This window comes from Pseudomonas sp. UF-293 (assembly GCF_058245595.1).
In genome coordinates, this window is the sequence record NZ_JBSICA010000007.1 from 204,663 (window position 1) to 230,299 (window position 25,637).

A 25,637-nucleotide genomic window follows, 5' to 3' on the forward strand; every position below is an offset into this window, starting at 1 on the left:
TCATGTGCCTGCGTTAGTCTGACCGTTCCCTGCTGTCTGCCGAGCTTTCCATGCCTGACCTGTTAGACCGCTACCCGCTGACTGCGGGCACCTATCACGAACTGCTCGACGGCAGCGGCGCAGTGCGTGCGCATTGGCAGCGGCTGTTCGATCAGTTGCAGCGCAGCAGCCCCGCGCAACTGGTGCAGCGTCAGGCCTTGCTGGCGCGGCAGATTCAGGAAAACGGCGTCACCTACAACGTCTATGCCGATCCCAAGGGCGCTGATCGGCCGTGGGAACTGGATCTGCTGCCCCATGTGATCGCGGCAGATGAATGGCAGCACTTGTCCGCCGGCATCGCTCAGCGCGCGCGCTTGCTCAATGCAGTGCTGGCGGATCTGTACGGTCCGCAACGGTTGATCAGCCAGGGCCTGCTGCCCGCCGAGCTGGTCTTCGGGCACAACAATTTTCTCTGGCCCTGTCAGGGCATTGCTCCGCCCGAGTCAGCTTTTTTGCATTTGTACGCCGTGGATCTGGCGCGCACGCCGGACGGTCGCTGGTGGGTCACTGCCGATCGCACACAGGCGCCGTCCGGTGCCGGCTATGCGCTGGAAAACCGCACCATCGTCTCCCGTGCCTTTCCTGATTTGTACCGTGATCTGAAGGTGCAGCATCTGGCCGGATTCTTCCGCACCTTGCAGGAAACTTTGGCGCGTCAGGCTCCTGATGGCGATGACGCACCGCTGGTGGTACTGCTGACGCCGGGGCGGTTCAACGAAAGTTATTTCGAGCATCTGTATCTGGCCCGTCAGCTCGGCTACCCGCTGGTCGAGGGCGGTGATCTGACTGTGCGCAATGCCACGGTGTACCTGAAAACCCTCAGCGGCCTGCGCCGGGTGCACGCGATCATGCGCCGCCTCGACGATGATTTCTGCGATCCGCTGGAACTGCGAACCGACTCGGCGCTTGGCGTCCCCGGCCTGCTTGAAGCGGTGCGTCAGGGACGGGTGCTGGTGGCCAATGCGCTCGGCAGCGGGGTGCTGGAATCGCCGGGCCTGCTGGGGTTTCTGCCGAAGATCAATCAATTCCTGTTCGGCGAAGAACTTATCCTGCCGTCGATCGCCACTTGGTGGTGCGGTGAAGCGCCAGTGCTGGCGCAGGCGCTGGAAAAACTTCCGGAGCTGTTGATCAAACCGGCGTTTCCGTCGCAAAGCTTCGCCCCGGTGTTTGGCCGTGATTTGAGCGACAGTCAGCGCCTGGAACTGGCGCAGCGTATGCAGGCGCGGCCTTATGCCTATGTCGCGCAAGAGCTGGCGCAACTGTCGCAGGCGCCGGTCTGGCAAGCCGAAGACGGTCATCTGCAACCCCGCGCGATCGGTATGCGCATGTATGCGGTTGCCAGCCACGACGGCTACCGCGTGTTGCCGGGTGGTCTGACCCGAGTGGCGGCCGAAGCCGATGCAGAAGTCGTGTCGATGCAGCGCGGCGGGGCGAGCAAGGACACCTGGGTGCTCAGCGACCGTGCGCCGAGCGGCGAGCAATGGAAGGCGCAGCGCAATGTCGGCGTGCACGATCTGGTGCGGCGCGATCCATATCTGCCGTCGCGGGTGGTGGAAAACCTGTTCTGGTTCGGCCGCTACTGCGAGCGCTGCGACGACAGCGCGCGGCTGCTGCGCATCATGCTCACGCGTTACGTCGATGGCGATGATCCGCAAGCGTTGCAGGCGGCAGTCGATCTCGGTGAGCGCCTGGCGCTGTTGCCGGATGAAGGCGAACTGCCGGAGCGCCTGCTCGCTGCGCTGCTGGGCGAGGACTGGTCGTTCAGCCTGCGCTCCAACTTGCAGCGCTTGCAGTGGGCGGCGTCACAAGTGCGCGGCAAGCTGTCCCGGGAAAACTGGCAGGCCCTGGTCGAGTTGCAGCGCGAGGCGCTGGAGCTGGAAGTCGATGAGCCGGACTTCGGCGAACTGCTGGATTTCCTCAACCGTCTGGTGATGTCGCTGGCGGCGCTGTCGGGGTTTGCCCTGGATGACATGACCCGCGACGAAGGTTGGCGTTTTCTGATGATCGGCCGACGCATCGAACGCTTGCAGTTTCTCAGCAGCAGCCTCGCCGCGTTTCTGCGCGGTGCGGGTGCGTTCGATCAGGCCGGGCTTGAGTGGTTGCTGGAGTTGGGTAACAGCAGCATCACCTATCGCTCGCGCTATCTGGCGGTGGCGCAACTGATTCCGGTGCTCGATTTGCTGTTGCTGGATGAGCAGAACCCCCACGCGGTGTTGTTTCAACTGAAACTGGTCACCCGCACGCTGAAACGCCTGAACGACGACTTCGCTGCGCCTCGCGAAACCGCGCTGCCGCAACTGGTCGAGCGCCTGTCGCGGTTTGATCTCGGTTGTCTGGAGAATCCGCTGTTCGGCAAATCCAGCGTACGTGCCGCGCTGGATGGTCTGGCCGATCTGTTGCAGGAAATCGCCGAGGCCAGCGGCCAGGTCTCGGATCGTCTGGCCCTGCGCCATTTCGCCCATGTCGATGATGTCAGCCAGCGAACGGTGTCCGTGTGATGAGCGCTCAATATCAGATCTTCCACGACACCTGTTATCACTACGACAGCCCGGTTTCCCTCGCACAGCAACTGGCGCACCTGTGGCCGCGCGAATGCAGCTGGCAGCGCTGCATCGAGCAGCAACTGCTGATCAGTCCCGAGCCGACCATGCGCCGCGATGAACTGGACGTGTTCGGCAATCCGCTGACGCGCTTGGCCTTTGAGCGGCCCCATGACCAATTGCAGGTCAACGCCCGGCTGACGGTCGAGGTGCTGGCGCGGCCGGCGCTGGATTTCAATCAGTCGCCGCCGTGGGAGCAGACCCGCGATGCGCTGACCTACAGCAGTCAGCCGTTGTCCGCCGACTTGCTCGAAGCCTGTCGCTACCGGTTCCAGTCACCCTATGTGCATTTGAAGCGCAGCTTCGTCGAGTTCTCGCAAAGCTGCTTTGCGCCGGGGCGACCATTGCTGCTCGGCGTGCAAGCGCTGATGCAGAAGATATTCAGCGAATTCACCTTCGATGCCGAAGCCACCCAAGTGGCGACGCCGCTGGTGGAGGTGCTGGAGCGCCGCCGTGGGGTCTGTCAGGACTTTGCCCATCTGATGCTGGCCTGCCTGCGCTCGCGTGGGCTGGCGGCGCGTTATGTCAGCGGCTACCTGCTGACGCAGCCGCCGCCGGGGCAACCACGCCTGATCGGCGCCGACGCCTCGCATGCGTGGGTATCGGTGTTCTGTCCGGTATCGGGATGGGTGGATTTCGATCCGACCAACAATGTGCAGCCAGCGCTGGAACACATCACGTTGGCGTGGGGAAGGGATTTCTCCGATGTGTCGCCCCTGCGTGGGGTGATTCTCGGTGGCGGTAATCACGACCCGGAAGTGCGGGTTACGGTGATGCCTCAGAATTGATGAGTTTTCAGATGTGGGAGCGAGCCTGCTCGCGAAAGCGTCAGGTCAGCCAATAGATTTGTAACAGATACACCGCTTTCGCGAGCAGGCTCGCTCCCACAGGGAATTTTGGTGCGTCATGGAGAAAGCAGGGCTGTGAGGGCCGGCAGCAAAACTGCCAGCCCCGTCACAAATCCGCAGGGTCTGATTCGATCATCAAACCCGGTGGGGCTCAGGCGTCGGGCGTCTGATCTTTCGGTGCATCGGTTGCATCAACATCATCATCGGTCGCCACTTCACCGTCAGGGTTCAGTGCCGCTTCTTCAGCGGTTTGCTTCTTGCGCTGAAGCTTTTCCTCTTTCTTCTGTTCCTTTGCCAGGTCTCGTTGACGTTTGGCGAAGGAGTAATTGGGTTTGGCCATGGGCGATCCTCTGGGGTCGAAGGTGAGGTTGAGCGGCGCGTATTCTGCCCTGTATCGGTGTCCGGGGGTTAGCCGGGTTTCTGGTCGACCCATTTGGGCGTGACGGTCGGCTGCCACTGATCGAGGGCATCGAGCAGGGAATCTGGCGATTCGCTCACTTGCAGCATGTCACGGTGTGGCGCGCGAACGAAGCCTTCGCCGACGATATGATCGAGAAAAGCCGTGAGTTTGCTGTAAAAGCCGTTCACTTCCAGCAGTCCCAAAGGCTTGCCGTGATAGCCGAGCTGGCCCCAGGTCCAGACTTCGAACAGCTCTTCCAGCGTGCCAAGGCCGCCGGGCAGGGCGATGAATGCATCGCTGAGTTCGGCCATCCGCGCCTTGCGCGCATGCATGCCGTCGACCACTTCCAGGCGCGTCAGGCTCTTGTGGCCGATCTCTTTGTCCATCAGGCTTTGCGGAATGATGCCGATCACTTCGCCGCCAGCGGCCAGCGCGGCATCAGCAACAATGCCCATCAAGCCGACGGCGCCACCGCCGTAGACCAGCGTCAGATTACGCTCGGCCAGTGCCCGGCCAAGGGCGACGGCAGCTTCGGTATAGGCCGGCACGGTACCGGCATTGGCACCGCAAAACACACAAACGGATTTCAGCGACATGGGTTACTCCTGGGTCGATCAGTCGCACAGGGTAACGGCTGGCACGTCGCGCTCCAAGGACTAGACTTCGCGTTCGGGTGATTCAAAAGTACCGCTGGCGCCACAGGCGTAGGCGGCGAGCAAGCTGCAGAACAGGCCGTTAAAGAACATGACAGTTACTCCGTTTCGTAGGTGGGCCGATCATAGGGCTGGCCGAACGAAATGGCCGGTAGATTGTGTCGATGAGTGTCATAGCCTGAAAGTTGTATACAATTTTTGACTCAAGTCATATGAACTTGCGATGATTTCAGGCAGTCTTTCCACCACTAGTGTTTTTGTTAACCCTGCCTTGGAGATTCACCATGTTTTCCAAAGTTGTTGCGGTATCCCTGCTGGCGCTGGCCAGCAGCCAATTGATGGCTGCCGAGTGCAAAACCACCGTTGATTCCACCGATCAGATGTCCTTCAACACCAAGGAAATCGTGATCGACAAGAGCTGCAAGACCTTCACCGTCGAACTGACCCACTCCGGCAGCCTGCCGAAGAACGTCATGGGCCATAACCTGGTGATCAGCAAAGAAGCTGACATGCAGCCGATTGCTACCGACGGCCTGGCAGCCGGTATCGACAAGAACTACCTGAAGGACGGCGACGCCCGCATCATCGCCCACACCAAGATCATCGGCGCCAAGGAAACCGACTCGGTGACCTTCGATGTGGCCAAGGTAGCTGACGGTGGCTACGGCTTCTTCTGCTCGTTCCCTGGCCATATCTCGATGATGAAAGGCACCATCGTCGTCAAATAAACCAGGCACAAAAAAAGCGTCCCCCCGGGGACGCTTTTTTTTGTGCAGGAGCTGCCGAAGGCTGCGATTTTTTGATCTTGATCTTAATAAAGGAAGATCAAAAGATCGCAGCCTCGTTGCACTCGTCAGCTCCTACCGGCTCCTACAGGCATTTCCATACCTCAAGGCGCAAACGGCATCACGCGCTTGTGATGAGTCTTGTTGTACGTATCGACGATGATCTTCGCCGCCTCGTCCCGCACCGTTTCCCCGTGCAGAAACGCATCGATCTCGGCATAGGTCACGCCGTGCGCCGCTTCGTCCGGCTTGCCCGGTGACAGGTCTTCCAGGTCAGCAGTCGGCACTTTCTCGACCAACGATTCCGGCGCGCCAAAACTACGGGCAATCGCACGCACCTGATTTTTCACCAGGCCGCTGAGCGGGGCGAGGTCACAGGCGCCGTCGCCGAATTTGGTGAAGAAACCCATCACCGCTTCCGCCGCGTGGTCGGTGCCAATCACCAGACCGCCTGCCACCCCGGCAATCGTGTACTGCGCCACCATGCGCATCCGCGCCTTGGTATTGCCCAGCACGAAATCCACCGACGCCGCCGGTTTGCCTTCGAACGCCGACACCTGAGCCGCCAGTGCCTTGACCGCCGGGCCGATGTTCACGGTGTGGATTTCATCAGGGCCGATGCAGTCGAGCGAGGCCTTGGCGTCGTGCTCGTCGAACTGGGTTTCGTAGGGCAGGCGCACGGCGATGAATTTGTAGCGGTCGTCGCCGGTTTTTTCGCGCAGTTCACGTATCGCGCGCTGGGCCAGGAGGCCGGCGGTCAGTGAGTCGACGCCGCCGCTGATGCCCAGCACCAGGGTCTTGAGCCCGGAATTGACCAGACAATCCTGAATGAACGTCAGGCGCCGGGCGACTTCGGCCTGCAGGGCCTGATCGTCGGCGAACGGTGGTTGCACCTTGAGCTGCTCAGCAATCTCACGCTGTACGGCTTGCATGAATTCACTCCTTGCTAGATAGACTGGATTCGGCAGGAACCTGAAACACATGTCGCAAATAGGCGACGAAATTCGGATCTTTGCAGTGGGTCTTGCCAGGCTCGTCGGAGATCTTCGCCACCGGCTGGCCGTTGCAGGCGGTCATTTTAAGCACGATGCTCATCGGTTCGACACCCGGGATATCACAAGTGAGGTTGGTACCGATGCCGAAGCTCACATTGATGCGACCGTGCAGCGCGCGGAAAATCTCCAGCGATTTGGGCAGGGTCAGACTGTCGGAAAACACCAGGGTCTTGCTCATCGGGTCGATGCCGAGCTTGTGATAGTGCGCGATGCACTTTTCACCCCACGCCACCGGGTCCCCGGAATCGTGGCGCAGACCGTCGAAGAGCTTGGCGAAGAACAGATCGAAATCGCCAAGAAACGCATCGGTGGTAATGCAGTCGGTGAGGGCGATACCGAGCAGGCCACGGTATTCGCGAACCCAGCAGTCGAGCGCGGCGATCTGGCTGTCGATCAGGCGCGGGCCGAGTTGCTGATGGGCCATGATCCACTCGTGGGCCATGGTGCCCAGCGGTTTCATGTCCAGCTCGCGGGACAGATGTACGTTGCTGGTACCGACGAAACGCCCGGGGAAATCATGCTTGAGCACGTTGACCACTTCGGCCTGCACGCCAAAGGAAAAGCGCCGACGCGTGCCGAAATCGGCGACCTGCAATTGCGACAGCTCATCGGCCGAGGCGTTGGCGGTCAGCCAGTCGAACTTGCGATACAGCTGTTCGCGTGCCTGCTCCAGCGAAGTCTCCCGGTAGCGATAGCGATTGCGCACTTCGCTGACGATCGCCAGCAGCGGCACTTCGTAAAGGATCACGTGCAGCCATGGCCCGCGCAGACGGATGAACAACTCGCCGTTTTCGATGCCGGTGTGCAGGTAGCGCAGGTTGAAGCGGAACAGACCGAGGAAGCGCAGGAAGTCCGGTTTGAGGAAGCTGATGCGCTCGAGAAAGCTCAACTGATCGGCACTCAGGCTCAGCTCGGCCAGACGCTCGACCTGATGGCGGATCTCGGCCAGATACGGGCGCAGATCTTCGGCGTTGCGGCAGCGGAACTCCCATTCGACTTCGACGTTGGGGTAGTTGTGCAGCACCGCCTGCATCATCGTCAGCTTGTAGAAGTCGGTGTCGAGCAGGTTCTGCACGATGCGATCGGCAAACACACTCTCGCTCATAAACGGGTCTCCAGTTGCGCCGCGCCTGGCGCGGTCTAAATCGATGGCGCTAGTGGCGCATATCAGCGGTGGGGATTGCCAGCATTTTTTCAGAGCGCCGCAGTTCCACTGTGGGAGCGAGCCTGCTCGCGAAAGCGTCGGGTCAGCCACATCATCTTTAACTGACACACCGCATTCGCGAGCAGGCTCGCTCCCACAGGGATCCCGGTTGAACTCACAGCGGGCTATCGATTTGTTCAAGCATCCACTTCACAAAATCGCGCACCTTCGGCACTTCCGCCGCGTGTTCGGGGTAGGCCAGGTAATAGGCATCGCTGCTGGGCATCGCATGCTGCCAAGGTATGACCAGTTTGCCTTCGGCCAATTCCTCTTCCACCAGAAACCGTGGCAGCAGGGCCACGCCGCAGCCGACCTGGGCGGCACGGATGCACATGTAAAAGGTTTCGAAACGCGGCCCGTGGTAGCTGTGCTCGGTGTGGTAGCCCTGGCTGTCGAACCAGTCGTGCCAGGCCTGCGGTCGCGAGGCATTCTGCAACAGCACCAGGTCGGTGAGTTGCGTCGGGTCAGTGAATGGCGTGTCCGGCAGGCTGCTCGGGGCGCAGACTGGCACCAGTTCTTCGCCGAACAATTTCAGGCATTCGGTGCCCGGTCGCGAAGCCTGGCCGAAATAGAAGGCCAGATCGCTGCGCCCCTGCAACAGATCATCGGCTTCCTGCTCGTTGCACAGATCCAGATGAATCGACGGATGGCGCAGGCGCCAGCCTTTCAGGCGCGGCACCAGCCAACGGGCGCCGAAGGTCGACGGAGTGGAGACGCGCAGGACTTCGGTTTCGCCGCCGTAGGAACGCAGGTAATGCGTCGACATCTCCACTTGGCTGAGGATTTTTCTGACCTCGACCAGATACAAATCCCCGGCCGGTGTCATCTGCAAGCGCCGTCGCACGCGGCGGAACAACAAATGCTGCAACAGTTCTTCAAGCTGGGCGACCTGTTTGCTCACCGCACTCTGGGTCAGGTTCAGCTCTTCGGCAGCGCGGGTAAAACTCAGGTGCCGAGTCACGGCCTCAAAGCATTGCAGCGCGGTGATTGAGGGCAAGTGGCGTTTGTTCAGCATGGCCAGTCCTTTTTCTTGTCTTTCTATACGCAGCATGAATAAACGGAATGATATCTGGCGTAAAGGTCGTTTGTTGCATCGCCGCAGTGACGCTACAACTAAAGGCCTGCCCGGCCGCTGAAACGACGGTCGCACACATTCTGTTTTTGCTTGAGGAGAGACCGATGGTAGCCGCATTGCTTGATCGTCTGGGAGTCAACCCGGCCCTGTACCAGAACGGCAAAGTGCCGGTGCATTCGCCCATCGACGGCAGCGAAATTGCCTCGGTGAACTGGGAAGGCGCTGCCGAAGTCGAGCAGCACATCAGTCGCGCAGATCATGCATTCGAGCACTGGCGCAAGGTGCCGGCGCCGCGTCGCGGTGAGCTGGTGCGCCAGTTTGGCGAAGTGTTGCGCGAGTACAAGGCTGACCTCGGTGAGCTGGTGTCGTGGGAGGCCGGCAAGATTACTCAGGAAGGTCTGGGTGAAGTGCAGGAGATGATCGACATCTGCGACTTCGCCGTCGGCCTGTCGCGCCAGTTGTACGGTCTGACCATCGCCTCCGAGCGCCCGGGCCACCACATGCGTGAAACCTGGCATCCGCTTGGTGTGGTCGGGGTGATCAGCGCGTTCAACTTCCCGGTCGCAGTGTGGGCGTGGAACACCACCCTGGCGCTGGTCTGCGGCAACCCGGTGGTGTGGAAACCGTCGGAGAAAACCCCGCTGACCGCGCTGGCCTGTCAGGCGCTGTTTGATCGCGTAGTGAAAAATTTCAGTGATGCCCCACCGAGCCTGTGCCAGGTTGTGATCGGCGGTCGCGATGCCGGCGAAGCGCTGGTCGATGATCCGCGTGTTGCGCTGATCAGCGCGACCGGCAGCACGCGCATGGGCCGCGAAGTGGCGCCGAAAGTCGCCGCACGTTTCGCCCGCAGCATTCTCGAGCTGGGCGGCAACAACGCGATGATCCTCGGCCCGAGCGCCGACCTGGACATGGCGGTGCGGGCGATTCTGTTCAGCGCCGTCGGTACCGCCGGGCAACGCTGCACGACATTGCGTCGGTTGATTGCTCATGAGTCGGTCAAGGAAGAAATTGTCACCCGCCTCAAGGCGGCCTATTCGAAGGTACGCATCGGCCATCCGCTGGAAGGCAATCTGGTCGGCCCGCTGATCGACAGGCACAGCTTCGAAAACATGCAGGATGCGCTGGAGCAAGCGCTGAGCGAAGGCGGTCGGGTGTTTGGTGGCAAGCGCCAACTGGAAGAGCAATTCCCCAATGCCTACTACGTGTCGCCGGCCATCGTGGAAATGCCCGAGCAGAGCGACGTGGTCTGCAGCGAAACCTTCGCGCCGATTCTCTATGTGGTGGGCTACAGCGATTTCGAGGAAGCGCTGCGCCTGAACAACGCCGTGCCGCAAGGCCTGTCATCGTGCATCTTCACCACCGACGTGCGTGAGGCCGAGCGGTTCATGTCGGCGGTCGGCAGTGACTGCGGCATCGCCAACGTCAACATCGGCCCGAGCGGCGCGGAAATCGGCGGCGCGTTTGGTGGCGAGAAAGAAACCGGCGGCGGCCGTGAATCCGGCTCCGATGCCTGGCGCGCGTACATGCGCCGGCAAACCAACACCGTCAACTACTCGCTGGAATTGCCGTTGGCGCAGGGCATTACATTCGACTGACGAAGCTTGATGCGATTGCCCTGTGGGAGCGAGCCTGCTCGCGAATGCGTCAGGTCAGTCGACACTGATGTTGGCTGATTTACCGCTTTCGCGAGCAGGCTCGCTCCCACAGGATCTGCACTGTGTTTGTTGGGTTTCTGTTGGAGTCTGGCAATGCCGTTACGCGAAGAATGTCTGTGGGAAAAGCTCACGCCACAACGCCCGGATAACACCGCGCTCAAGGGCGAGGTCAAGGTCGATGTCTGCGTGATCGGTGCCGGGTTCACCGGGTTGTCGGCGGCGCTGCATCTGTTGGAAAAAGGCAAAAGCGTCTGCGTGTTGGAGGCTCATCGTGCAGGTCATGGCGGTTCCGGGCGCAATGTCGGGCTGGTCAACGCCGGCATGTGGATTCCTCCAGACGAGATCGAGGCCGGTTTCGGCGAGGCGGTCGGCAGTCAGCTGAACCGCATGCTCGGTGCGGCGCCGGCGCTGGTGTTCAGCCTTGTGGATAAATACAACATCGATTGCCAATTGCGCCGCGAAGGCACTTTGCACATGGCGCACAACGCCAAGGGCGAGGCGGATCTGCGCAGTCGCGAGCAGCAATGGAAACGTCGTGGCGCGCCGGTCGAACTGCTGACCGGCAAGGCCTGCGAGCAAGCCACCGGCACGCAGAAAATCGCCGCCGCGTTGCTTGACCGCCGCGCCGGCACGCTCAATCCGATGGCCTATGTCACCGGGCTGGCCACTGCCGTGCGCGGGCTCGGCGGGCAGATGTTCGATCATTCGCCAGTGACTCGCCTTGAGCGCATCGGGCAGAACTGGTCGGTGCAGACCGCGCAGGGTTCGGTACTCGCTGAACAAGTGGTCATCGCCTCCAATGCCTATACCGAAGGCGACTGGACCGAGCTCAAGCGCAATTTCTTTCCCGGCTATTACTACCAGGTCGCCTCGGTGCCCCTCAGCGAAGACGCTGCGCAAGAAATTCTCCCGGGCGGGCAGGGCTCGTGGGATACCCGTCAGGTATTGAGCAGCATCCGTCGCGATAAGGATGGGCGCCTGTTGCTCGGCAGCCTCGGCAATGGCAATCAGAAACCGACCTGGTTTCTCAAAGCCTGGGCCGATCGGGTGCAGCAGCATTATTTCCCCAATCTGAAGCCGGTCGAGTGGGAATGCACCTGGACCGGGCGCATTGCGTTTACACCTGATCACCTGATGCGTCTGTTCGAACCGGCGCCGGGGCTGGTGGCTGTCACCGGTTATAACGGTCGCGGCGTCACCACCGGCACGGTGGTCGGCAAAGCCTTCGCCGATTACCTGTGCAACGGCGATGCGCAGGCGCTGCCGATTCCCTTCGCACCGATGCAGCCCCTGGCCGGTGTGGGCTTGCGCAGTTGCCTGTACGAGGCCGGATTTTCCCTGTATCACGCGGGCCAGTGCCTGCGCATCGTCATTTGAGTGTTGAAAATTGTTGCCGCAAGCGGCGCTTTTGCATCCAGCGACTAGCCTGTAATGGTGCGGGTTGTAGCAGTCCCGCACCAGCAGTGTGCAGTTCGGTGACGCGGGCTGTTACAGGCTGGTTGCACGTCGTTTGCCGCTGCGGTTGCAATGATGGCGCGTGCGGGTTGCGCCTGAAAAAACAAATGGTTTCACCTTCCGCGGTTTAGACGGTTGCACGCCCAATGAAAATGGGACCGAAACAGTCGAAATAACAACAACGCAGCGACTTTTTGAAGAATAAAAAACCGATGGCACGGGCCTTGCTCTGAGCTTTGAGTGAAGTGAAGTCGCAGTGCCAACTAAAAAAAACCTTGGAGCACCACCTCATGTCCCAGACGTTTTACAAGAAAGGCTTTCTGGCCCTCGCAGTCGCTACTGCGCTGGGTGTTTCTGCGTTTGCTCAAGCTGATATCAAGATCGGTGTAGCGGGTCCTATGACCGGTGCCAACGCGGCATTCGGCGAGCAGTACATGAAGGGTGCACAGGCGGCGGCCGATGCGGTCAACGCGGCGGGCGGCGTCAATGGGGAGAAAATCGTCCTGGTCAAAGGCGATGATGCCTGCGAACCGAAGCAGGCAGTGACGGTCGCCAAGGACCTCACCAACCAGAAAGTCGCCGGTGTGGTCGGGCACTTCTGCTCCTCGTCGACCATTCCAGCGTCCGAGATCTACGACGAAGCCGGGATCATCGCGATCACTCCGGGCTCGACCAACCCGCAGGTGACCGAGCGTGGCCTCAGCGCCATGTTCCGGATGTGCGGACGTGACGACCAGCAAGGCATCGTCGCCGGCGACTACATCGTCGACATGCTCAAGGGCAAGAAGGTTGTCGTGCTGCACGACAAGGACACCTACGGCCAAGGCCTGGCGGACGCCACCAAGGCTCAGTTGGAAAAACGCGGCGTCAAGCCTGTGCTGTACGAAGGCCTGACCCGTGGCGAGAAAGACTTCAGCACCATCGTCACCAAGATCCGTGGCGCCGGCGCCGATGTCGTCTACTTCGGCGGTCTGCACCCGGAAGCCGGTCCGCTGGTTCGTCAGCTGCGTGAGCAAGGCCTGAAAGACGTCAAGTTCATGTCCGATGACGGCATTGTGACCGACGAACTGGTGACCACCGCTGGCGGCCCGCAATTCACCGATGGCGTGCTGATGACCTTTGGCGCCGACCCGCGCCTGTTGCCGGAAAGCAAGACCGTAGTGGACGCGTTCCGCAAGGCCGGCACCGAGCCTGAAGGCTACACCCTGTACGCCTACGCCTCGGTTCAGACCCTGGCGGCAGCGTTCAACGGCGCGAAGAAAAACGACGGCGAAGCCGCTGCCAAGTGGCTGAAGGCCAACCCGGTGAAAACCGTGATGGGCGAGAAGACCTGGGATGCCAAGGGCGACCTGAAAGTCTCCGACTACGTGGTTTACCAGTGGGACAAGGACGGCAAATACCACCAGCTGGAAAAGCAGAAGTAAGGGCTGAAGCGATCATCTGATCACCACCGATCCCCTGTGGGAGCGAGCCTGCTCGCGAAGACGCACTGACAAACAACCTCTGCGTTGAATGTTCAACCGCTTTCGCGAGCAGGCTCGCTCCCACAAAGGGGTTCCGTGTGGTCAGGGCTGATCACGCTCCGACATTGCTCCGACGTACATCTGTATTTTTCCTAGAAGAACCGCGCGCCATGGGCGCGCAGGTTCTCACTGCGTGAGATTGCGTTATGGATGGTATTTTCCTGCAGCAACTGGTCAATGGCCTGACCCTCGGGTCGGTCTATGGCCTGATCGCCATCGGCTACACAATGGTCTATGGCATCATCGGCATGATCAACTTCGCCCACGGCGAGGTTTACATGATTTCCGCTTACCTGGCGGCAATCAGTCTGGCTCTGCTGGCTTACTTCGGTATCGAATCCTTCCCGCTGCTGATGCTCGGCACGCTGATCTTCACCATCGTCGTCACGGCGGTGTATGGCTGGGTCATCGAGCGTGTTGCCTACAAACCCCTGCGTAACTCGACCCGCCTGGCGCCGCTGATCAGCGCTATCGGTATTTCGCTGATTCTGCAGAACTACGCACAGATCGCTCAGGGCGCCAAACAACAGGGCGTGCCTACGCTGCTGACCGGTGCCTGGCGTGTTGAAGTCGGCACCGGCTTCGTGCAACTGACCTACACTAAAGTCTTCATCCTGATCGCCGCGTTCGTCGGCATGGGGCTGCTGACCTACGTCATCAAATACACCAAGCTCGGCCGCATGTGCCGCGCGACCCAGCAAGACCGCAAGATGGCCTCGATCCTGGGGATCAACACCGACCGGGTGATTTCCTATGTGTTCATCATCGGTGCAGCCATGGCGGCACTGGCCGGTGTGCTGATCACCATGAACTACGGCACGTTCGACTTCTATGCCGGCTTCATCATCGGCATCAAGGCGTTCACCGCAGCGGTGCTTGGCGGCATCGGTTCACTGCCCGGTGCAATGCTCGGCGGGATCATCCTCGGTATCTCCGAGTCGCTGTTCTCCGGTCTGGTCAACTCCGACTACAAAGACGTGTTCAGTTTCTCGCTGCTCGTCCTCGTACTGGTCTTCCGGCCGCAGGGCCTGTTGGGCCGTCCTCTTGTGTCGAAGGTGTAAGCGATGTCTGCAACCACTGAAAAATCCATCGATATCAAAAAAAGTCTGGTCGAGGCGATTCTTGCCGGCCTGATTGCGCTGATCGTGTTCGGCCCGATTGTCGGCGTGGTCCTCGACGGCTACAGCTTCAACCTCGAAGCGACACGCGTGGCGTGGATCATTGCCATCGTCATGGCCGGTCGCTTTGCCCTCAGCCTGTTCCTGCAAACCCCCAAGGGCCTGAAGATCCTCGACGGATTCGAGAGCACTGGTTCCGGCGTGCACGTGCTGCCGGCGGACTACAAATCGCGGCTGCGCTGGATCATCCCGCTGATCATTGTGCTGGCGATCATCGTGCCGTTTGTTTCCAACTCCTATCTGCTGGGCGTGGTCATCCTCGGATTGATCTACGTGCTGTTGGGGCTGGGGCTGAACATCGTGGTCGGCCTGGCCGGGCTGCTCGATCTCGGTTACGTGGCGTTCTACGCCATCGGTGCCTACGGTCTGGCGCTGGGTTACCAATATCTCGGGCTGGGTTTCTGGACGGTGCTGCCGCTGGCGGCGATCACCGCAGGCCTGGCCGGCTGCATTCTCGGTTTCCCGGTGCTGCGTCTGCATGGTGACTATCTGGCGATCGTGACCCTGGGTTTCGGTGAAATCATTCGTCTGGTGCTGAACAACTGGCTGTCCCTGACCGGCGGCCCGAACGGCATGCCGGCGCCACTGCCGACGTTCTTCGGCCTGGAGTTCGGCAAGCGGGCGAAGGATGGCGGGGTGCCGTTTCACGAGTTCTTCGGCCTGACATACAACCCGGACGTGAAGTATTACTTCATCTACGCGGTGTTGTTCCTGGTGGTGCTGGCGGTGCTGTACGTCAAGCATCGGCTGGTGAAGATGCCGGTCGGTCGCGCCTGGGAAGCCCTGCGTGAAGATGAAATCGCCTGCCGTTCGATGGGTCTCAACCACGTCCTGGTCAAGCTCTCGGCGTTCACCATCGGTGCGTCGACGGCGGGTCTGGCCGGGGTGTTCTTCGCCACCTATCAAGGCTTCGTCAACCCGACCTCGTTTACCTTCTTCGAATCGGCGCTGATCCTCGCCATCGTCGTGCTCGGCGGCATGGGCTCGACCATTGGCGTAGTCATCGCCGCATTCGTGCTCACCGTCGCTCCTGAACTGCTGCGCGGCTTTGCTGAATACCGCGTGCTGCTGTTCGGCATCCTGATGGTGTTGATGATGATCTGGCGACCACGCGGGCTGATTCGCATCAGCCGCACCGGGGTCAAACCACGCAAAGGTGCCATTCACTACGAGAGGACTGCGCCATGAGTGAAGTCGTACTCTCTGTTGAAAAACTGATGATGCATTTCGGTGGCATCAAGGCTTTGAGTGATGTCAGCCTGAAGGTCAAACGCAATTCGATCTTTGCCCTGATCGGCCCCAACGGCGCCGGCAAGACCACGGTGTTCAACTGCCTGACCGGGTTCTACAAGGCCACGGGCGGCAAGATCGAACTCAACGTGCGCGGCCGGCAGACCAACGTCATTCAGTTGCTGGGCGAGTCGTTCAAACCGACGGATTTCGTTTCGCCGAAATCCTTCCTCAGCCGCATGTACTACAAAATGTTCGGCGGTACTCACCTGGTGAACCGTGCCGGCCTCGCCCGTACGTTCCAGAACATTCGCCTGTTCAAGGAAATGTCGGTGCTGGAAAACCTGCTGGTCGCGCAGCACATGTGGGTCAACCGCAACATGCTCGCCGGCATCCTCAACACCAAGGGCTATCGCAAGGCCGAGAGCGATGCGCTGGATGTCGCGTTCTACTGGCTGGAAGTGGTCGATCTGGTCGACTGCGCCAACCGTCTGGCCGGTGAACTCTCGTACGGCCAACAACGCCGTCTGGAGATCGCTCGGGCCATGTGCACACGGCCGCAGATCATCTGCCTCGACGAACCGGCCGCCGGCCTCAATCCTCAGGAAACCGAAGCGCTCAGCGCGATGATCCGGCTGCTGCGCGACGAGCACGATCTGACCGTGGTGCTGATCGAACACGACATGGGCATGGTCATGAGCATTTCCGATCACATCGTGGTTCTCGACCACGGCATCGTCATCGCCGAAGGCGGGCCGGAAGCGATCCGCAACGATCCGAAAGTGATCGCAGCCTATCTGGGCGCCGACGAAGAGGAGCTGGTATGAGCCAACCGATCCTCGAACTGCGCAATCTGGACGTGTTCTACGGCCCCATTCAGGCGCTCAAAGGCGTTTCCCTGCAGATCAACGAAGGCGAGACCGTCAGCCTGATCGGCTCCAACGGTGCCGGCAAGTCAACCTTGCTGATGTCGATCTTCGGCCAGCCGAGAGCGGCGGGTGGGCAGATTCTCTATCAAGGCGTCGATATCACGCAGAAGTCCTCGCACTACATCGCCTCCAACGGCATTGCGCAGTCGCCGGAAGGGCGCCGGGTGTTCCCGGACATGACCGTCGAGGAAAACCTGCTGATGGGCACCATCCCGATTGGCGACAAGTACGCCAAAGAGGACATGCAGCGCATGTTCGAGCTGTTCCCACGGCTTGAAGAACGGCGCAATCAGCGGGCGATGACCATGTCGGGCGGTGAGCAGCAGATGCTCGCCATCGCCCGTGCGTTGATGAGTCGGCCGAAGCTGTTGCTGCTCGATGAACCGAGCCTGGGCCTGGCACCGATTGTGGTGAAGCAGATTTTTGCCACCCTGCGTGACCTGGCGAAAACCGGGATGACCATTTTCCTGGTGGAGCAGAATGCCAACCATGCGCTGAAGCTGTCGGACCGCGCGTATGTGATGGTCAACGGCGAGATTCGCCTGACCGGCACCGGTAAAGAGTTGTTGGTGAATGAGGAGGTGCGTAACGCTTATCTGGGCGGGCACTGATTTTTCTCGCGGTTGTATACAGCCCCGGCGACGAGAGTCCCGGGGCTTTTTTATCCCTCAAACTCACCATATGTCTGTGTAGGAGCTGCCGAAGGCTGCGATCTTTTGATCTTGAGAAACAAAATCAAAAGATCGCAGCCTTCGGCAGCTCTTACATGGAATCAAGGCATGACATCAAGCGGAATTCAGAATTGTGGAAAACAAATTCCCCAAGCTGCCAAAGCGCGACATATAGACGCTGCAAATGGCTGTTTTTCCACAGTTTTGACTTGTCCCCGGTTACTGTGGAGCTGGCTGTGAATAACGTGGGTGTATCTGGCTGCACGCCTTGTAAACCGTGGCTTGTATGGGTGTGGTTGTTTTTTGATCAGGCATTTTTGCAGGAGTGGACCGCGTGGTTGTCAACCTTTTTCTGGGGAGCAAAGACGTAGCAAATCCAAGTGGGCAACCCTGTGGATAAGTCTGTGACTAAACTCTGGAAATACCTCGCTGAGGGCCGTAATTGCTGGCCTCGCGCAATCACCCGGTTGCACCGTCCGTCGTGCAAAATGCCCTGTCCCGCACATCCTCCGCTTCACGGTCAAGCAAAAAACTTTCCATTTCGCCCGCAAAGCCTTGTATGGCGCGGCTTTGCGCGTTTGCACTTGCCCCCGGAAACTGTGGAGCAGACTGTGGATAACATGCGTGCACATGGCTACAGGCCACGCGGGCTATGGCCTTGGCATGTCTGGTTGATTTTTGTACAGCTGGCAAGTGTTGCCCGTATCCGCGAGGGCGGGCATGCTGCCTGCTGATTTTCTATTCCAAGGGCTGCCGTGGCGGCCGAAGCAAGGAGAACACGATGTCCGACACCCTGTTTATCACCGGCGCGACGTCCGGTTTTGGTGAAGCCTGTGCCCGGCGTTTTGCCGAGGCTGGCTGGAAGCTTGTTCTCACCGGCCGTCGTGAAGAGCGCCTCAATGCCCTGTGCGCCGAACTGTCGAAGCAGACCGAAGTGCACGGTCTGGTGCTCGATGTGCGTGATCGCAAGGCGATGGAGGAGGCGATTGCCAACCTGCCGCCGTCGTTCGCCAAACTTCGTGGCCTGATCAACAACGCTGGCCTGGCGCTCGGCGTTGACCCTGCGCCGAAATGCGATCTGGATGATTGGGACACCATGGTCGATACCAACGTCAAAGGCCTGATGTACGCCACTCGCTTGCTGCTGCCACGGCTGATCGCCCACGGCCGTGGCGCCAGCATCGTCAACCTCGGTTCCATCGCCGGCAACTATCCGTACCCGGGCAGCCACGTGTACGGCGCGAGCAAAGCCTTCGTCAAACAGTTCTCGCTGAACCTGCGTTGCGACTTGCAAGGCACTGGCGTGCGGGTCAGCAACATCGAACCCGGCCTGTGCGAAAGCGAGTTCTCGCTGGTACGTTTCGCCGGTGATCAGGAACGCTACAACGCCACTTATGCCGGCGCCGAACCGATCCAGCCGCAAGACATCGCCGAGACGATTTTCTGGGTGATGAACACCCCGGCACACATCAACATCAACAGCCTGGAGCTGATGCCCGTGAGTCAGACCTGGGCCGGGTTTGCCATCGAGCGTAACAAGGCTTGATACCGCGTTGACGCCATTCGCGAGCAGGCTCGCTCCCACAGGAGAATGCATTTCAAACTGTGGGAGCGAGCCTGCCCGCGAAAGGGCCGGCACAGGCAAACCAAGTCGATAAGCTAAACTCCTCACTCAACCACCACGCCGCACCCCGCGGCGCTCAAGGTTTCATGAGGCGTTCAAGTGAGTAACCGAGGTGAGCAGGCACTGCTCAAACAGTCGACGCTGCTGATGCTGGCGGTGTCGATTGCCGGGATCGTCACCGGGTTTGTTTCAGGTTCGCAATCCATCCTGTTCGATGGCTTTTTTTCGCTGATCGCGACATTTATCAAAATCCTGATGCTGATCACCGCCCGACTGATTGCCAAGCAAAGCAATCAGCGTTTCCAGTTCGGCTTCTGGCATCTGGAACCGATGGTGCTGGTGATTGAAGGCAGCTTCCTGCTGCTGATTGCCATCTATGCATTTCTCAACGGCGTGTTCGGCATCATCAATGGTGGCCGCGATATCGAGCTGGGTCTGGTGATCGTCTACGCGGCGGTCTTCAGCGTCGTCGAGTTCGCCTACTTCATCTACGTACGCCGCCGTAATCGCACGCTCAAATCCAGCCTGATCCAGTTCGACAACATCAGTTGGCTGGTCGACGCGATGCTCTCGGTGGGCTTGTTGATCAGTTTTCTCGCCGCGCTGCTGCTCAAGTCCCAGGGCTATGGCGAGTGGGCGGTTTATGTCGACTCGCTGATCCTGATCGTGCTGGCGCTGACCATGCTGCTCCCGGCGTTGAAGATCCTCGGCCCGGCCTTGCGTGATGTGCTGGGTATTGCCCCCGATACGCTGGATGATCAGGTACGGCAGGTGATGGAGTTGGCGAAGGTCGAGCATGGTTTCGACGATTACGTGTCCTACGTGCAAAAGCACGGTCGGGCGCGGTTCATCGAAATTCATGTGGTGTTGCCGGCGGATTATCCGCTGCGCGATGTCGCACAGCTGGATGCCTTACGTGAGCAGATATCGGCGCAGTTGGGCGAGCCGGATGCGGCGCGCTGGTTGACGATCAGCTTCACCGGGGACAAAAAGTGGATTGCCTGATGACCGCGTAACGGCATTCGCGAGCAGGCTCGCTCCCCCAGGTGAATGCATTTCAAGCTGTGGGAGCGAGCCTGCTCGCGAAGGCAATCGTTCGGTCAACGCAGATATTCAGCCAAACCGTGATAGCAGGTCGCCAAATGATAAGGCGTGGTCGAAGGCATGTCCTTGCGGCTGACCTCTCCATTCTCATCGCGACACTCATGCCAGCCGCCGGCATGCAGAAACCGCTGCTGCAGCGCCTGCAACTGGCGCAGCACCACCGCTTCGCTGTCCGCCCGCAACGTCAACGCGCGCAGGTATTCGGCCTGAGCCCAGATGCGCTGGGTCGAGTCCCTTGGACGGCCATTGCCTTCCAGATCAAGCATCGCCCGAACCGCGCCGCAGGACTCCAGTACGCCGTACTGCTCGGTAAAGGCAAATGCCCGATCCAGCGCCCGGTGCAGTTTCGAATCGCGCAACAGCGGCGAGGATTCGAGCAGGAAATACCATTCGAACTGGTGCCCCGGCTCGTACCAGTTATCCACAGCACCCAGCGGCTTCTCCATCAACACGCCATATTGCGGGTCGACGAATTGCTTGTGCATGGCTGTGCATAACTCAAGCAGGGCTTTTTGCGTGTGCGCGTCTTCGCGTACGGCGAGAGTCGCGAGAAAGGCTTCGGCCAGATGCATCAGCGGGTTCTGCAGCGGGCCGGTTTGCAGGGTGAGCCAGTCGCGCTCGAGGCAGGCTTCGTACAAACCGTCACCGGTGGCGAACCGGCGGCCGATGATTTCAAGCGCGGCGTTGAGTGTCGATTCGGCCAGCGAATCCCGGGACTTGCCCCAGTAATGCGCGCAGGCAAACAGAATGAAGGCGTGAGTGTAGAGATCCTTGCGCTGGTCCAGCGGCTTGCCCTGTGCATCGATGCTGTAGAACCAGCCGCCATGCTCGGCATCATGGAAATACCGTTGCAGAGAACGAAACAGGGCGGCGGCGCGGGCTTCGGCGTTATCCACAACCCCGATCAGGCTGGAGAACAGGTACAGCTGCCGTGCGCAGGCCATCGCCCGATAGCGTTGCGCTGGCAGCGGTTGATGCGCGGCGTCCAGCGCCTCGTACGGCAACGCCATGTCGGCGTTCCAGCCCGGGCCTTGCCACAGCGGCACGATCACGTCGAGGAAGTGCTGCTGCACTTGGCCAAACAGGGCGGTCAATTCGGGCAGGGCGGTGGAGCGGGAAGCGTGGGGCATGGGCGGGCGTCACGGGCTGGGGCGATTGCGCGACATGGTAGCAGAGAGCACCGCTTGAGAGAGGCGGTGTCTGTCAGGCCGTCTTCGCGAGCAGGCTCGCTCCCACAGTGGATTTGCAGCGTACACAAAACCTGTGGGAGCGAGCCTGCTCGCGAAGAGGCCGGTTCAGGCAATAAAAAATCAGCCTGCCAACAACCACACCCCAGTCGCCGCCGAAGCCGCACCCGCCAACCGCACCAGCGGCGCCGCTGCCTGCGGCAACACGCGGACCACGCCATAACCGAGCGCATGCAAAACAGCTGTCGCCGCGACAAACCCGGTCGCATACGCCCACGGGCTGCTCATTTCCGGCAACTCCAGCCCATGCGCCACGCCATGGAACAGCGCAAACAGCGCCGTCGCTGCCACCGCCATCACCAGTGGCGGACGCACGGCCAGTGCCACGGCCAGGCCCAGCGCCAAGACCGAGGCGGCAATCCCGCTTTCCAGCGCCGGCAACTGCAGCCCTTCAAAACCGAGCAAACCGCCCAGCAACATGGTGCCGACAAAGGTGCACGGCAGCGCCCAGCGCGCCGCGCCTTGTTGCTGCGCCGCCCATAAGCCGACGGCGAGCATTGCCAGCAAGTGGTCGAGCCCGCCGATCGGGTGGCTGATGCCCGCGACGAGGCCGCTGTCGCCATGCCCCGGGTGAGCGAAGGCCAGTGCCGGTGTCAGCAGCAACCCTAGGGCGCCAAGAATACGTTTGAGTGTCATGGATAAGCTTCCTTGTTGATAAGTGGATCAGGCGGCGGTCAGCAGGCCCTGGCGTTCGATGAAGGCAATGATTTCTTCGAGGCCCTGACCGGTTTTCTGGTTGCTGAACACGAACGGCTTGCCGTTGCGCATGCGTTTGGTGTCGCTGTCCATCATTTCCAGCGAAGCGCCCACCAGTGGCGCAAGGTCGATCTTGTTGATCACCAGCAGGTCGGACTTGCAGATCCCCGGCCCGCCCTTGCGTGGCAGCTTGTCGCCGGCGGAAACGTCGATCACGTAGATGGTCAGGTCGGACAGCTCGGGGCTGAAGGTCGCTGAAAGGTTGTCGCCGCCGGACTCGACCAGAATCAGATCCAGCCCCGCAAAGCGCCGGTTCAGTTGATCGACCGCTTCAAGGTTGATCGAGGCGTCTTCGCGGATCGCCGTGTGCGGGCAGCCGCCGGTTTCCACGCCGATGATGCGTTCCGGCGCAAGGGCTTCGTTGCGCACCAGAAAATCGGCGTCTTCGCGGGTGTAGATATCGTTGGTAACCACGGCGAGGTTGTAGCGCTCGCGCAGGGCCAGGCACAAGGCCAGGGTCAACGCGGTCTTGCCGGAACCGACCGGGCCGCCGATGCCGACGCGCAGAGGTTGTGTGTTCATGTGATTCTCCAAAGTAGACGGGCCCTAGGAACGGAACAGACGGCTGTACTGGCGCTCATGGGCCATGCACGCCAGGGACAGGCCGAAAGCGGCGCTGCCGATGGGTTCGGGATTTATGCGGATCGCATCGTGCTGCGCCTGTTGCAGCAGCGGCAGCAGTTCGCTGGTCAGGCGCTGGGCGGCTTGCTGGCCCAGCGGCAGGGTTTTCATCAATACGGCGAGCTGGTTTTCCAGCCAGCTCCACAGCCATGCGGCGAGGGCGTCCTGCGGGCCGATGCCCCAGGCCCGCGCGGCCAGTGCCCAGCACAGGGCCAGATGCGGTTCTGTGATCTGTTCAAGAAAGTCGCGAGCGGGCGCATCGAGTTCTGGTAAACCGTTGAGCAGTTGCTGCAACGAGTAGCCCATCTGCCGGCTCTCCAGATGCAGCTCACGGGTTTCACGACTGGCACGATGACTTTCGCAAAGTTGCCGCAGTTCGGCCCAGTTTTCATCGGCTGCGGCTTGGCAATGCGCCAACAGCAGCGGCGCTTCGAAGCGGGCGAGATTGAGCAGCAGTTGATCGCTGATCCAGCGGCGGGCGGCGTCAGGGTTGTGGACCCGGCCGTTATCCACCGCCATTTCCAGGCCTTGGGAATAGCTGTAGCCGCCAATCGGCAATTGCGGACTGGCCAGACGCAGCAGCGCCCAGGCCGGATTCACAGGCGCACGCCGAACTGATGGAGTTTTGGCGCGTAGTTGAAGTCTTCGTCACCGTGGCGGGAATGATGATGGCCGCCGCCGTAAGCGCCGTGTTCCGGCTGGAACGGCGCTTCGATAGCCTCGACCTGTGCGCCAAGCTGCTCGAGCATGGCCTTGAGCACGTAATCGTCGAGCAGGCGCAGCCAGCCATCGCCGACTTGCAGGGCGACATGGCGGTTGCCGAGATGGTAGGCCGCGCGCGTCAGTTCGAACGCATTGGCGCACGTGACGTGGAGCAGTTGTTCGGGACGGGCGCAGACGCGCACCACACGGCCGTCTTCAGCCTGCAGACATTCGCCGTCATACAGCGGTGGCTGGCCGCGCTCCAAAAACAACCCGACGTCTTCGCCTTCGGCACTGAAACAGCGCAAACGGCTTTTGCTGCGCGCTTCGAAGGTCAGGTGCAACTCAGCGGCCCAGACGGGTTGAGGTTCGATTCTGCGATGAATCACCAGCATCGGAAAGCTTCCAGCAATGAACGTTGATTGGGCTAGAGCAAGCGCCGCGCCAATCGGGCGATGTGTAGGAAATAGCTGTCGGCGCGTGCCTGATCTTTCAATAGGTGCGGCGATTCTGAAAGGTTTTGGTGCATGAAGGATTTGTCATGCACCAAAGCGAGGCCATGGCGGATGTTCAATGTGGGAGCGAGCCTGCTCGCGAATGCGCCGTGTCAGACAGATGTATTCAACTGACCCAGCGCTTTCGCGAGCAGGCTCGCTCCCACAGGGGATTTGTGGGGTAGCAGAGAGAGGAGGGAGTTACTCGGTACTGCCCAGCCCTTGCCAGTGCTTGAGGCCGATGAAGATGAAGCGCAGTTGCTGGGTGATCTTCGCCTGCGGGGTCAGATGCTCCGGCAAGGCTTCGGCGGGCGGGTCGATGATGTCGGGGAGGGTGGCGAACACCGATTTGACGATCAGGTCGGCCATCACGCTGAGCCCGGCGATGTCCAGATGTTGCAGCTTGGGCATCAGCGCCAGGTCCGCCGCGAGGTCGGCGCTGATGTTCTCGCGCAGGCGTCCGATCGCTTGGCGCACCGGCAGCGAGCCGCCGTATTGTTCGCGGGCGAGAAACAGGAATTGCGAGCGGTTGGCGTTGACCACATCAAGGAAGATGCGCACCGAGGCATCGATGATGCCGCCCATGACGAACTCATTGTGACGCACCAGGCGGATGGTCTCGCGGAAGGTCTGGCCGACTTCACTGACCAGCACCAGCCCCAACTCGTCCATATCGGCGAAGTGCCGGTAGAAACCGGTGGGCACGATGCCGGCGGTCTTGCTCACTTCGCGCAGGCTCAGGCTGCCGAATCCTCTGCCGCTTTCCATCAGGTGGCGGGCAGCGTCCATCAGGGCGTTGCGGGTCTGTTGTTTCTGTTCGGCGCGGGGCAGCATCGCAGGGTGTGTTCTTCGGCAGGACAAGCGCCGCACTCTAGCAAATCGGCTTTGTCGGCGTCGAACGGGGAGTCGTGCAGCGAGGGTTTTACAGAAGCTGAAAAGTCAAAAGCCCAATCCGCTGATTGGGCTTTTTTGCCGGGCCGTCATGGGCTCAGCTCAATTTGCTGTTGCGTTCGATCACACGGTCACCACCGCCTTCAGCGAGGGCTTGACCCAGTGGGGTTTTATCGAAGCCGTCATCAGCCAGGGTCTGGCCCTGTGGAGTGCGATCGGAACCATCGGCTGCGAGGGTCTGGCCTTGTGGGGTGCGCTCGGTACCGTCGGATGCGAGGGTTTGGCCTTGTGGGGTGCGCTCGGTACCGTCGGAAGCGAGGATCTGACCTTGTGGTGTGCGATCCGAACCGTCCTGGACCAGGCCTTTCTCTTCGAGGCGATTGCGACCGTTTTCAGCCAGGGCCTGACCTTGTGGGGTGCGATCCGAGCCGTCTTGAACCAGACCTTTTTCTTCGAGGCGGTTGCGGCCGTTTTCAGCCAGGGTCTGACCTTGTGGAGTGCGCTCGGAACCGTCGGAAGCTACGGTCTGACTGAACACCGAGTGGCTCGATTTGATTTGCGGAGTAGCCTGATCGGCAGCGGGCAGGGCGAAAGCAGTGCTGGCTAGCATCGACAGGGTAAGGCTGAGCAGTAATTGGCGTTTCATGATAGTGGCTCCTTGGGAGGGCGATAAAGTGGGTACGAGGGCAATGCTACTCTCGATAAGTCGATATAAAAGTTCATAAACGCAATGGTAATAATCAACAGAATTGATTGTTCGGCGCGAAGGCTCTAGATCGGGCCTTTGCGGGCGACGGTTTTGCACCGTCGTGGGTATTTTCGACTCACTCGTGCCTCGCAAAAGTGCGGGTCGCGGTAACACTGCTCGACCGATCGGTCAGTTTTGCCGGGCTTTTTA

At 60.5% G+C, this 25,637-nt stretch carries 24 protein-coding genes; 12 read left to right on the plus strand and 12 right to left on the minus strand.

Annotation, left to right across the window (positions count from 1 at the left end):
* Window positions 1-50 precede the first annotated feature (50 nt).
* Together AC4IHP_RS10900 and AC4IHP_RS10905 are read left to right on the plus strand one after the other, a co-directional pair.
* Entirely contained in the window at window positions 51-2,537 is a 2,487-nt protein-coding gene (locus AC4IHP_RS10900; protein ID WP_490831682.1) for a circularly permuted type 2 ATP-grasp protein, read from the plus strand.
* The gene (locus tag AC4IHP_RS10905; protein WP_490831683.1) at window positions 2,537-3,427 is read left to right on the plus strand and encodes a transglutaminase family protein; all 891 of its coding nucleotides are present in this window, start codon (window positions 2,537-2,539) and stop codon (window positions 3,425-3,427) included. The genes AC4IHP_RS10900 and AC4IHP_RS10905 overlap by 1 nt, the downstream gene beginning before the upstream one ends.
* Before the next feature lie 211 nt (window positions 3,428-3,638).
* Here the strand turns inward: AC4IHP_RS10905 and AC4IHP_RS10910 are convergent, their stop codons facing one another.
* Both AC4IHP_RS10910 and AC4IHP_RS10915 read right to left on the minus strand, forming a co-directional pair.
* On the minus strand, window positions 3,639-3,827 hold the full coding sequence (locus tag AC4IHP_RS10910; protein ID WP_130910695.1) for a hypothetical protein: 189 nt from the start codon (window positions 3,825-3,827) through the stop codon (window positions 3,639-3,641).
* 68 nt (window positions 3,828-3,895) lie between these two features.
* The gene (locus tag AC4IHP_RS10915; RefSeq protein ID WP_024011379.1) at window positions 3,896-4,483 is read right to left on the minus strand and encodes a cytokinin riboside 5'-monophosphate phosphoribohydrolase; all 588 of its coding nucleotides are present in this window, start codon (window positions 4,481-4,483) and stop codon (window positions 3,896-3,898) included.
* 341 nt (window positions 4,484-4,824) lie between these two features.
* On the opposite strand from AC4IHP_RS10915, the gene azu reads away from it, so the two are divergent.
* Window positions 4,825-5,268, plus strand: a complete 444-nt coding sequence (gene azu / locus AC4IHP_RS10920; protein ID WP_016771925.1) for an azurin — start codon at window positions 4,825-4,827, stop codon at window positions 5,266-5,268.
* Between the two features lie 161 nt (window positions 5,269-5,429).
* Here azu and nadE read toward each other — a convergent pair whose 3' ends face one another.
* The 3 genes from nadE to AC4IHP_RS10935 form a co-directional block, all read right to left on the minus strand.
* The gene (gene nadE, locus AC4IHP_RS10925) at window positions 5,430-6,257 is read right to left on the minus strand and encodes an NAD(+) synthase (protein WP_460123445.1); all 828 of its coding nucleotides are present in this window, start codon (window positions 6,255-6,257) and stop codon (window positions 5,430-5,432) included.
* 4 nt (window positions 6,258-6,261) lie between these two features.
* Entirely contained in the window at window positions 6,262-7,485 is a 1,224-nt protein-coding gene (gene pncB / locus AC4IHP_RS10930) for a nicotinate phosphoribosyltransferase (protein WP_460123448.1), read from the minus strand.
* 214 nt (window positions 7,486-7,699) lie between these two features.
* A complete protein-coding gene (locus tag AC4IHP_RS10935; protein WP_460123451.1) occupies window positions 7,700-8,599 on the minus strand; it encodes a LysR family transcriptional regulator in 900 nt (299 codons plus the stop codon).
* 164 nt (window positions 8,600-8,763) lie between these two features.
* Between AC4IHP_RS10935 and amaB the strand changes: the two genes are divergently transcribed.
* From amaB to AC4IHP_RS10980, 9 genes are all read left to right on the plus strand, one after another.
* Complete coding sequence (gene amaB / locus AC4IHP_RS10940; RefSeq protein ID WP_490831684.1) at window positions 8,764-10,254, plus strand: L-piperidine-6-carboxylate dehydrogenase; 1,491 nt, start codon at window positions 8,764-8,766, stop codon at window positions 10,252-10,254.
* Between the two features lie 153 nt (window positions 10,255-10,407).
* The gene (amaA, locus tag AC4IHP_RS10945; protein ID WP_490831685.1) at window positions 10,408-11,691 is read left to right on the plus strand and encodes an L-pipecolate oxidase; all 1,284 of its coding nucleotides are present in this window, start codon (window positions 10,408-10,410) and stop codon (window positions 11,689-11,691) included.
* Between the two features lie 368 nt (window positions 11,692-12,059).
* On the plus strand, window positions 12,060-13,193 hold the full coding sequence (locus AC4IHP_RS10950) for an ABC transporter substrate-binding protein (RefSeq protein WP_041480713.1): 1,134 nt from the start codon (window positions 12,060-12,062) through the stop codon (window positions 13,191-13,193).
* 245 nt (window positions 13,194-13,438) lie between these two features.
* The gene (locus AC4IHP_RS10955) at window positions 13,439-14,353 is read left to right on the plus strand and encodes an ABC transporter permease subunit (RefSeq protein ID WP_016771918.1); all 915 of its coding nucleotides are present in this window, start codon (window positions 13,439-13,441) and stop codon (window positions 14,351-14,353) included.
* A gap of 3 nt (window positions 14,354-14,356) precedes the next feature.
* Entirely contained in the window at window positions 14,357-15,658 is a 1,302-nt protein-coding gene (gene livM / locus AC4IHP_RS10960) for a high-affinity branched-chain amino acid ABC transporter permease LivM (RefSeq protein ID WP_024011385.1), read from the plus strand.
* On the plus strand, window positions 15,655-16,527 hold the full coding sequence (locus AC4IHP_RS10965) for an ABC transporter ATP-binding protein (RefSeq protein ID WP_490831686.1): 873 nt from the start codon (window positions 15,655-15,657) through the stop codon (window positions 16,525-16,527). Before livM ends, AC4IHP_RS10965 begins: the two co-directional genes overlap by 4 nt.
* Window positions 16,524-17,240 (plus strand): ABC transporter ATP-binding protein, encoded by a 717-nt coding sequence (locus AC4IHP_RS10970; protein ID WP_490831687.1) that lies wholly within the window; start codon window positions 16,524-16,526, stop codon window positions 17,238-17,240. Before AC4IHP_RS10965 ends, AC4IHP_RS10970 begins: the two co-directional genes overlap by 4 nt.
* A gap of 841 nt (window positions 17,241-18,081) precedes the next feature.
* Entirely contained in the window at window positions 18,082-18,846 is a 765-nt protein-coding gene (locus AC4IHP_RS10975) for an SDR family oxidoreductase (RefSeq protein ID WP_130900404.1), read from the plus strand.
* A gap of 177 nt (window positions 18,847-19,023) precedes the next feature.
* Window positions 19,024-19,929 carry a cation diffusion facilitator family transporter gene (locus tag AC4IHP_RS10980; RefSeq protein ID WP_490831688.1) on the plus strand — a complete coding sequence of 302 codons (906 nt, stop codon included), beginning with the start codon at window positions 19,024-19,026 and terminating at the stop codon, window positions 19,927-19,929.
* A gap of 95 nt (window positions 19,930-20,024) precedes the next feature.
* Here AC4IHP_RS10980 and AC4IHP_RS10985 read toward each other — a convergent pair whose 3' ends face one another.
* From AC4IHP_RS10985 to AC4IHP_RS11015, 7 genes are all read right to left on the minus strand, one after another.
* Complete coding sequence (locus AC4IHP_RS10985) at window positions 20,025-21,158, minus strand: AGE family epimerase/isomerase (protein ID WP_490831689.1); 1,134 nt, start codon at window positions 21,156-21,158, stop codon at window positions 20,025-20,027.
* A gap of 180 nt (window positions 21,159-21,338) precedes the next feature.
* On the minus strand, window positions 21,339-21,911 hold the full coding sequence (locus AC4IHP_RS10990; RefSeq protein ID WP_490831690.1) for a HupE/UreJ family protein: 573 nt from the start codon (window positions 21,909-21,911) through the stop codon (window positions 21,339-21,341).
* Window positions 21,912-21,938: 27 nt separating this feature from the next.
* Window positions 21,939-22,553, minus strand: a complete 615-nt coding sequence (ureG, locus tag AC4IHP_RS10995) for an urease accessory protein UreG (protein ID WP_434767560.1) — start codon at window positions 22,551-22,553, stop codon at window positions 21,939-21,941.
* Window positions 22,554-22,577: 24 nt separating this feature from the next.
* A complete protein-coding gene (locus AC4IHP_RS11000; protein ID WP_490831691.1) occupies window positions 22,578-23,252 on the minus strand; it encodes an urease accessory protein UreF in 675 nt (224 codons plus the stop codon).
* Window positions 23,249-23,749 (minus strand): urease accessory protein UreE, encoded by a 501-nt coding sequence (ureE, locus tag AC4IHP_RS11005; RefSeq protein WP_490831692.1) that lies wholly within the window; start codon window positions 23,747-23,749, stop codon window positions 23,249-23,251. The genes AC4IHP_RS11000 and ureE overlap by 4 nt, the downstream gene beginning before the upstream one ends.
* Window positions 23,750-24,049: 300 nt before the next feature.
* The gene (locus AC4IHP_RS11010; protein WP_039756961.1) at window positions 24,050-24,682 is read right to left on the minus strand and encodes a TetR family transcriptional regulator; all 633 of its coding nucleotides are present in this window, start codon (window positions 24,680-24,682) and stop codon (window positions 24,050-24,052) included.
* Between the two features lie 154 nt (window positions 24,683-24,836).
* Complete coding sequence (locus tag AC4IHP_RS11015) at window positions 24,837-25,385, minus strand: hypothetical protein (RefSeq protein WP_490831693.1); 549 nt, start codon at window positions 25,383-25,385, stop codon at window positions 24,837-24,839.
* Between the last annotated feature and the right edge of the window lie 252 nt (window positions 25,386-25,637).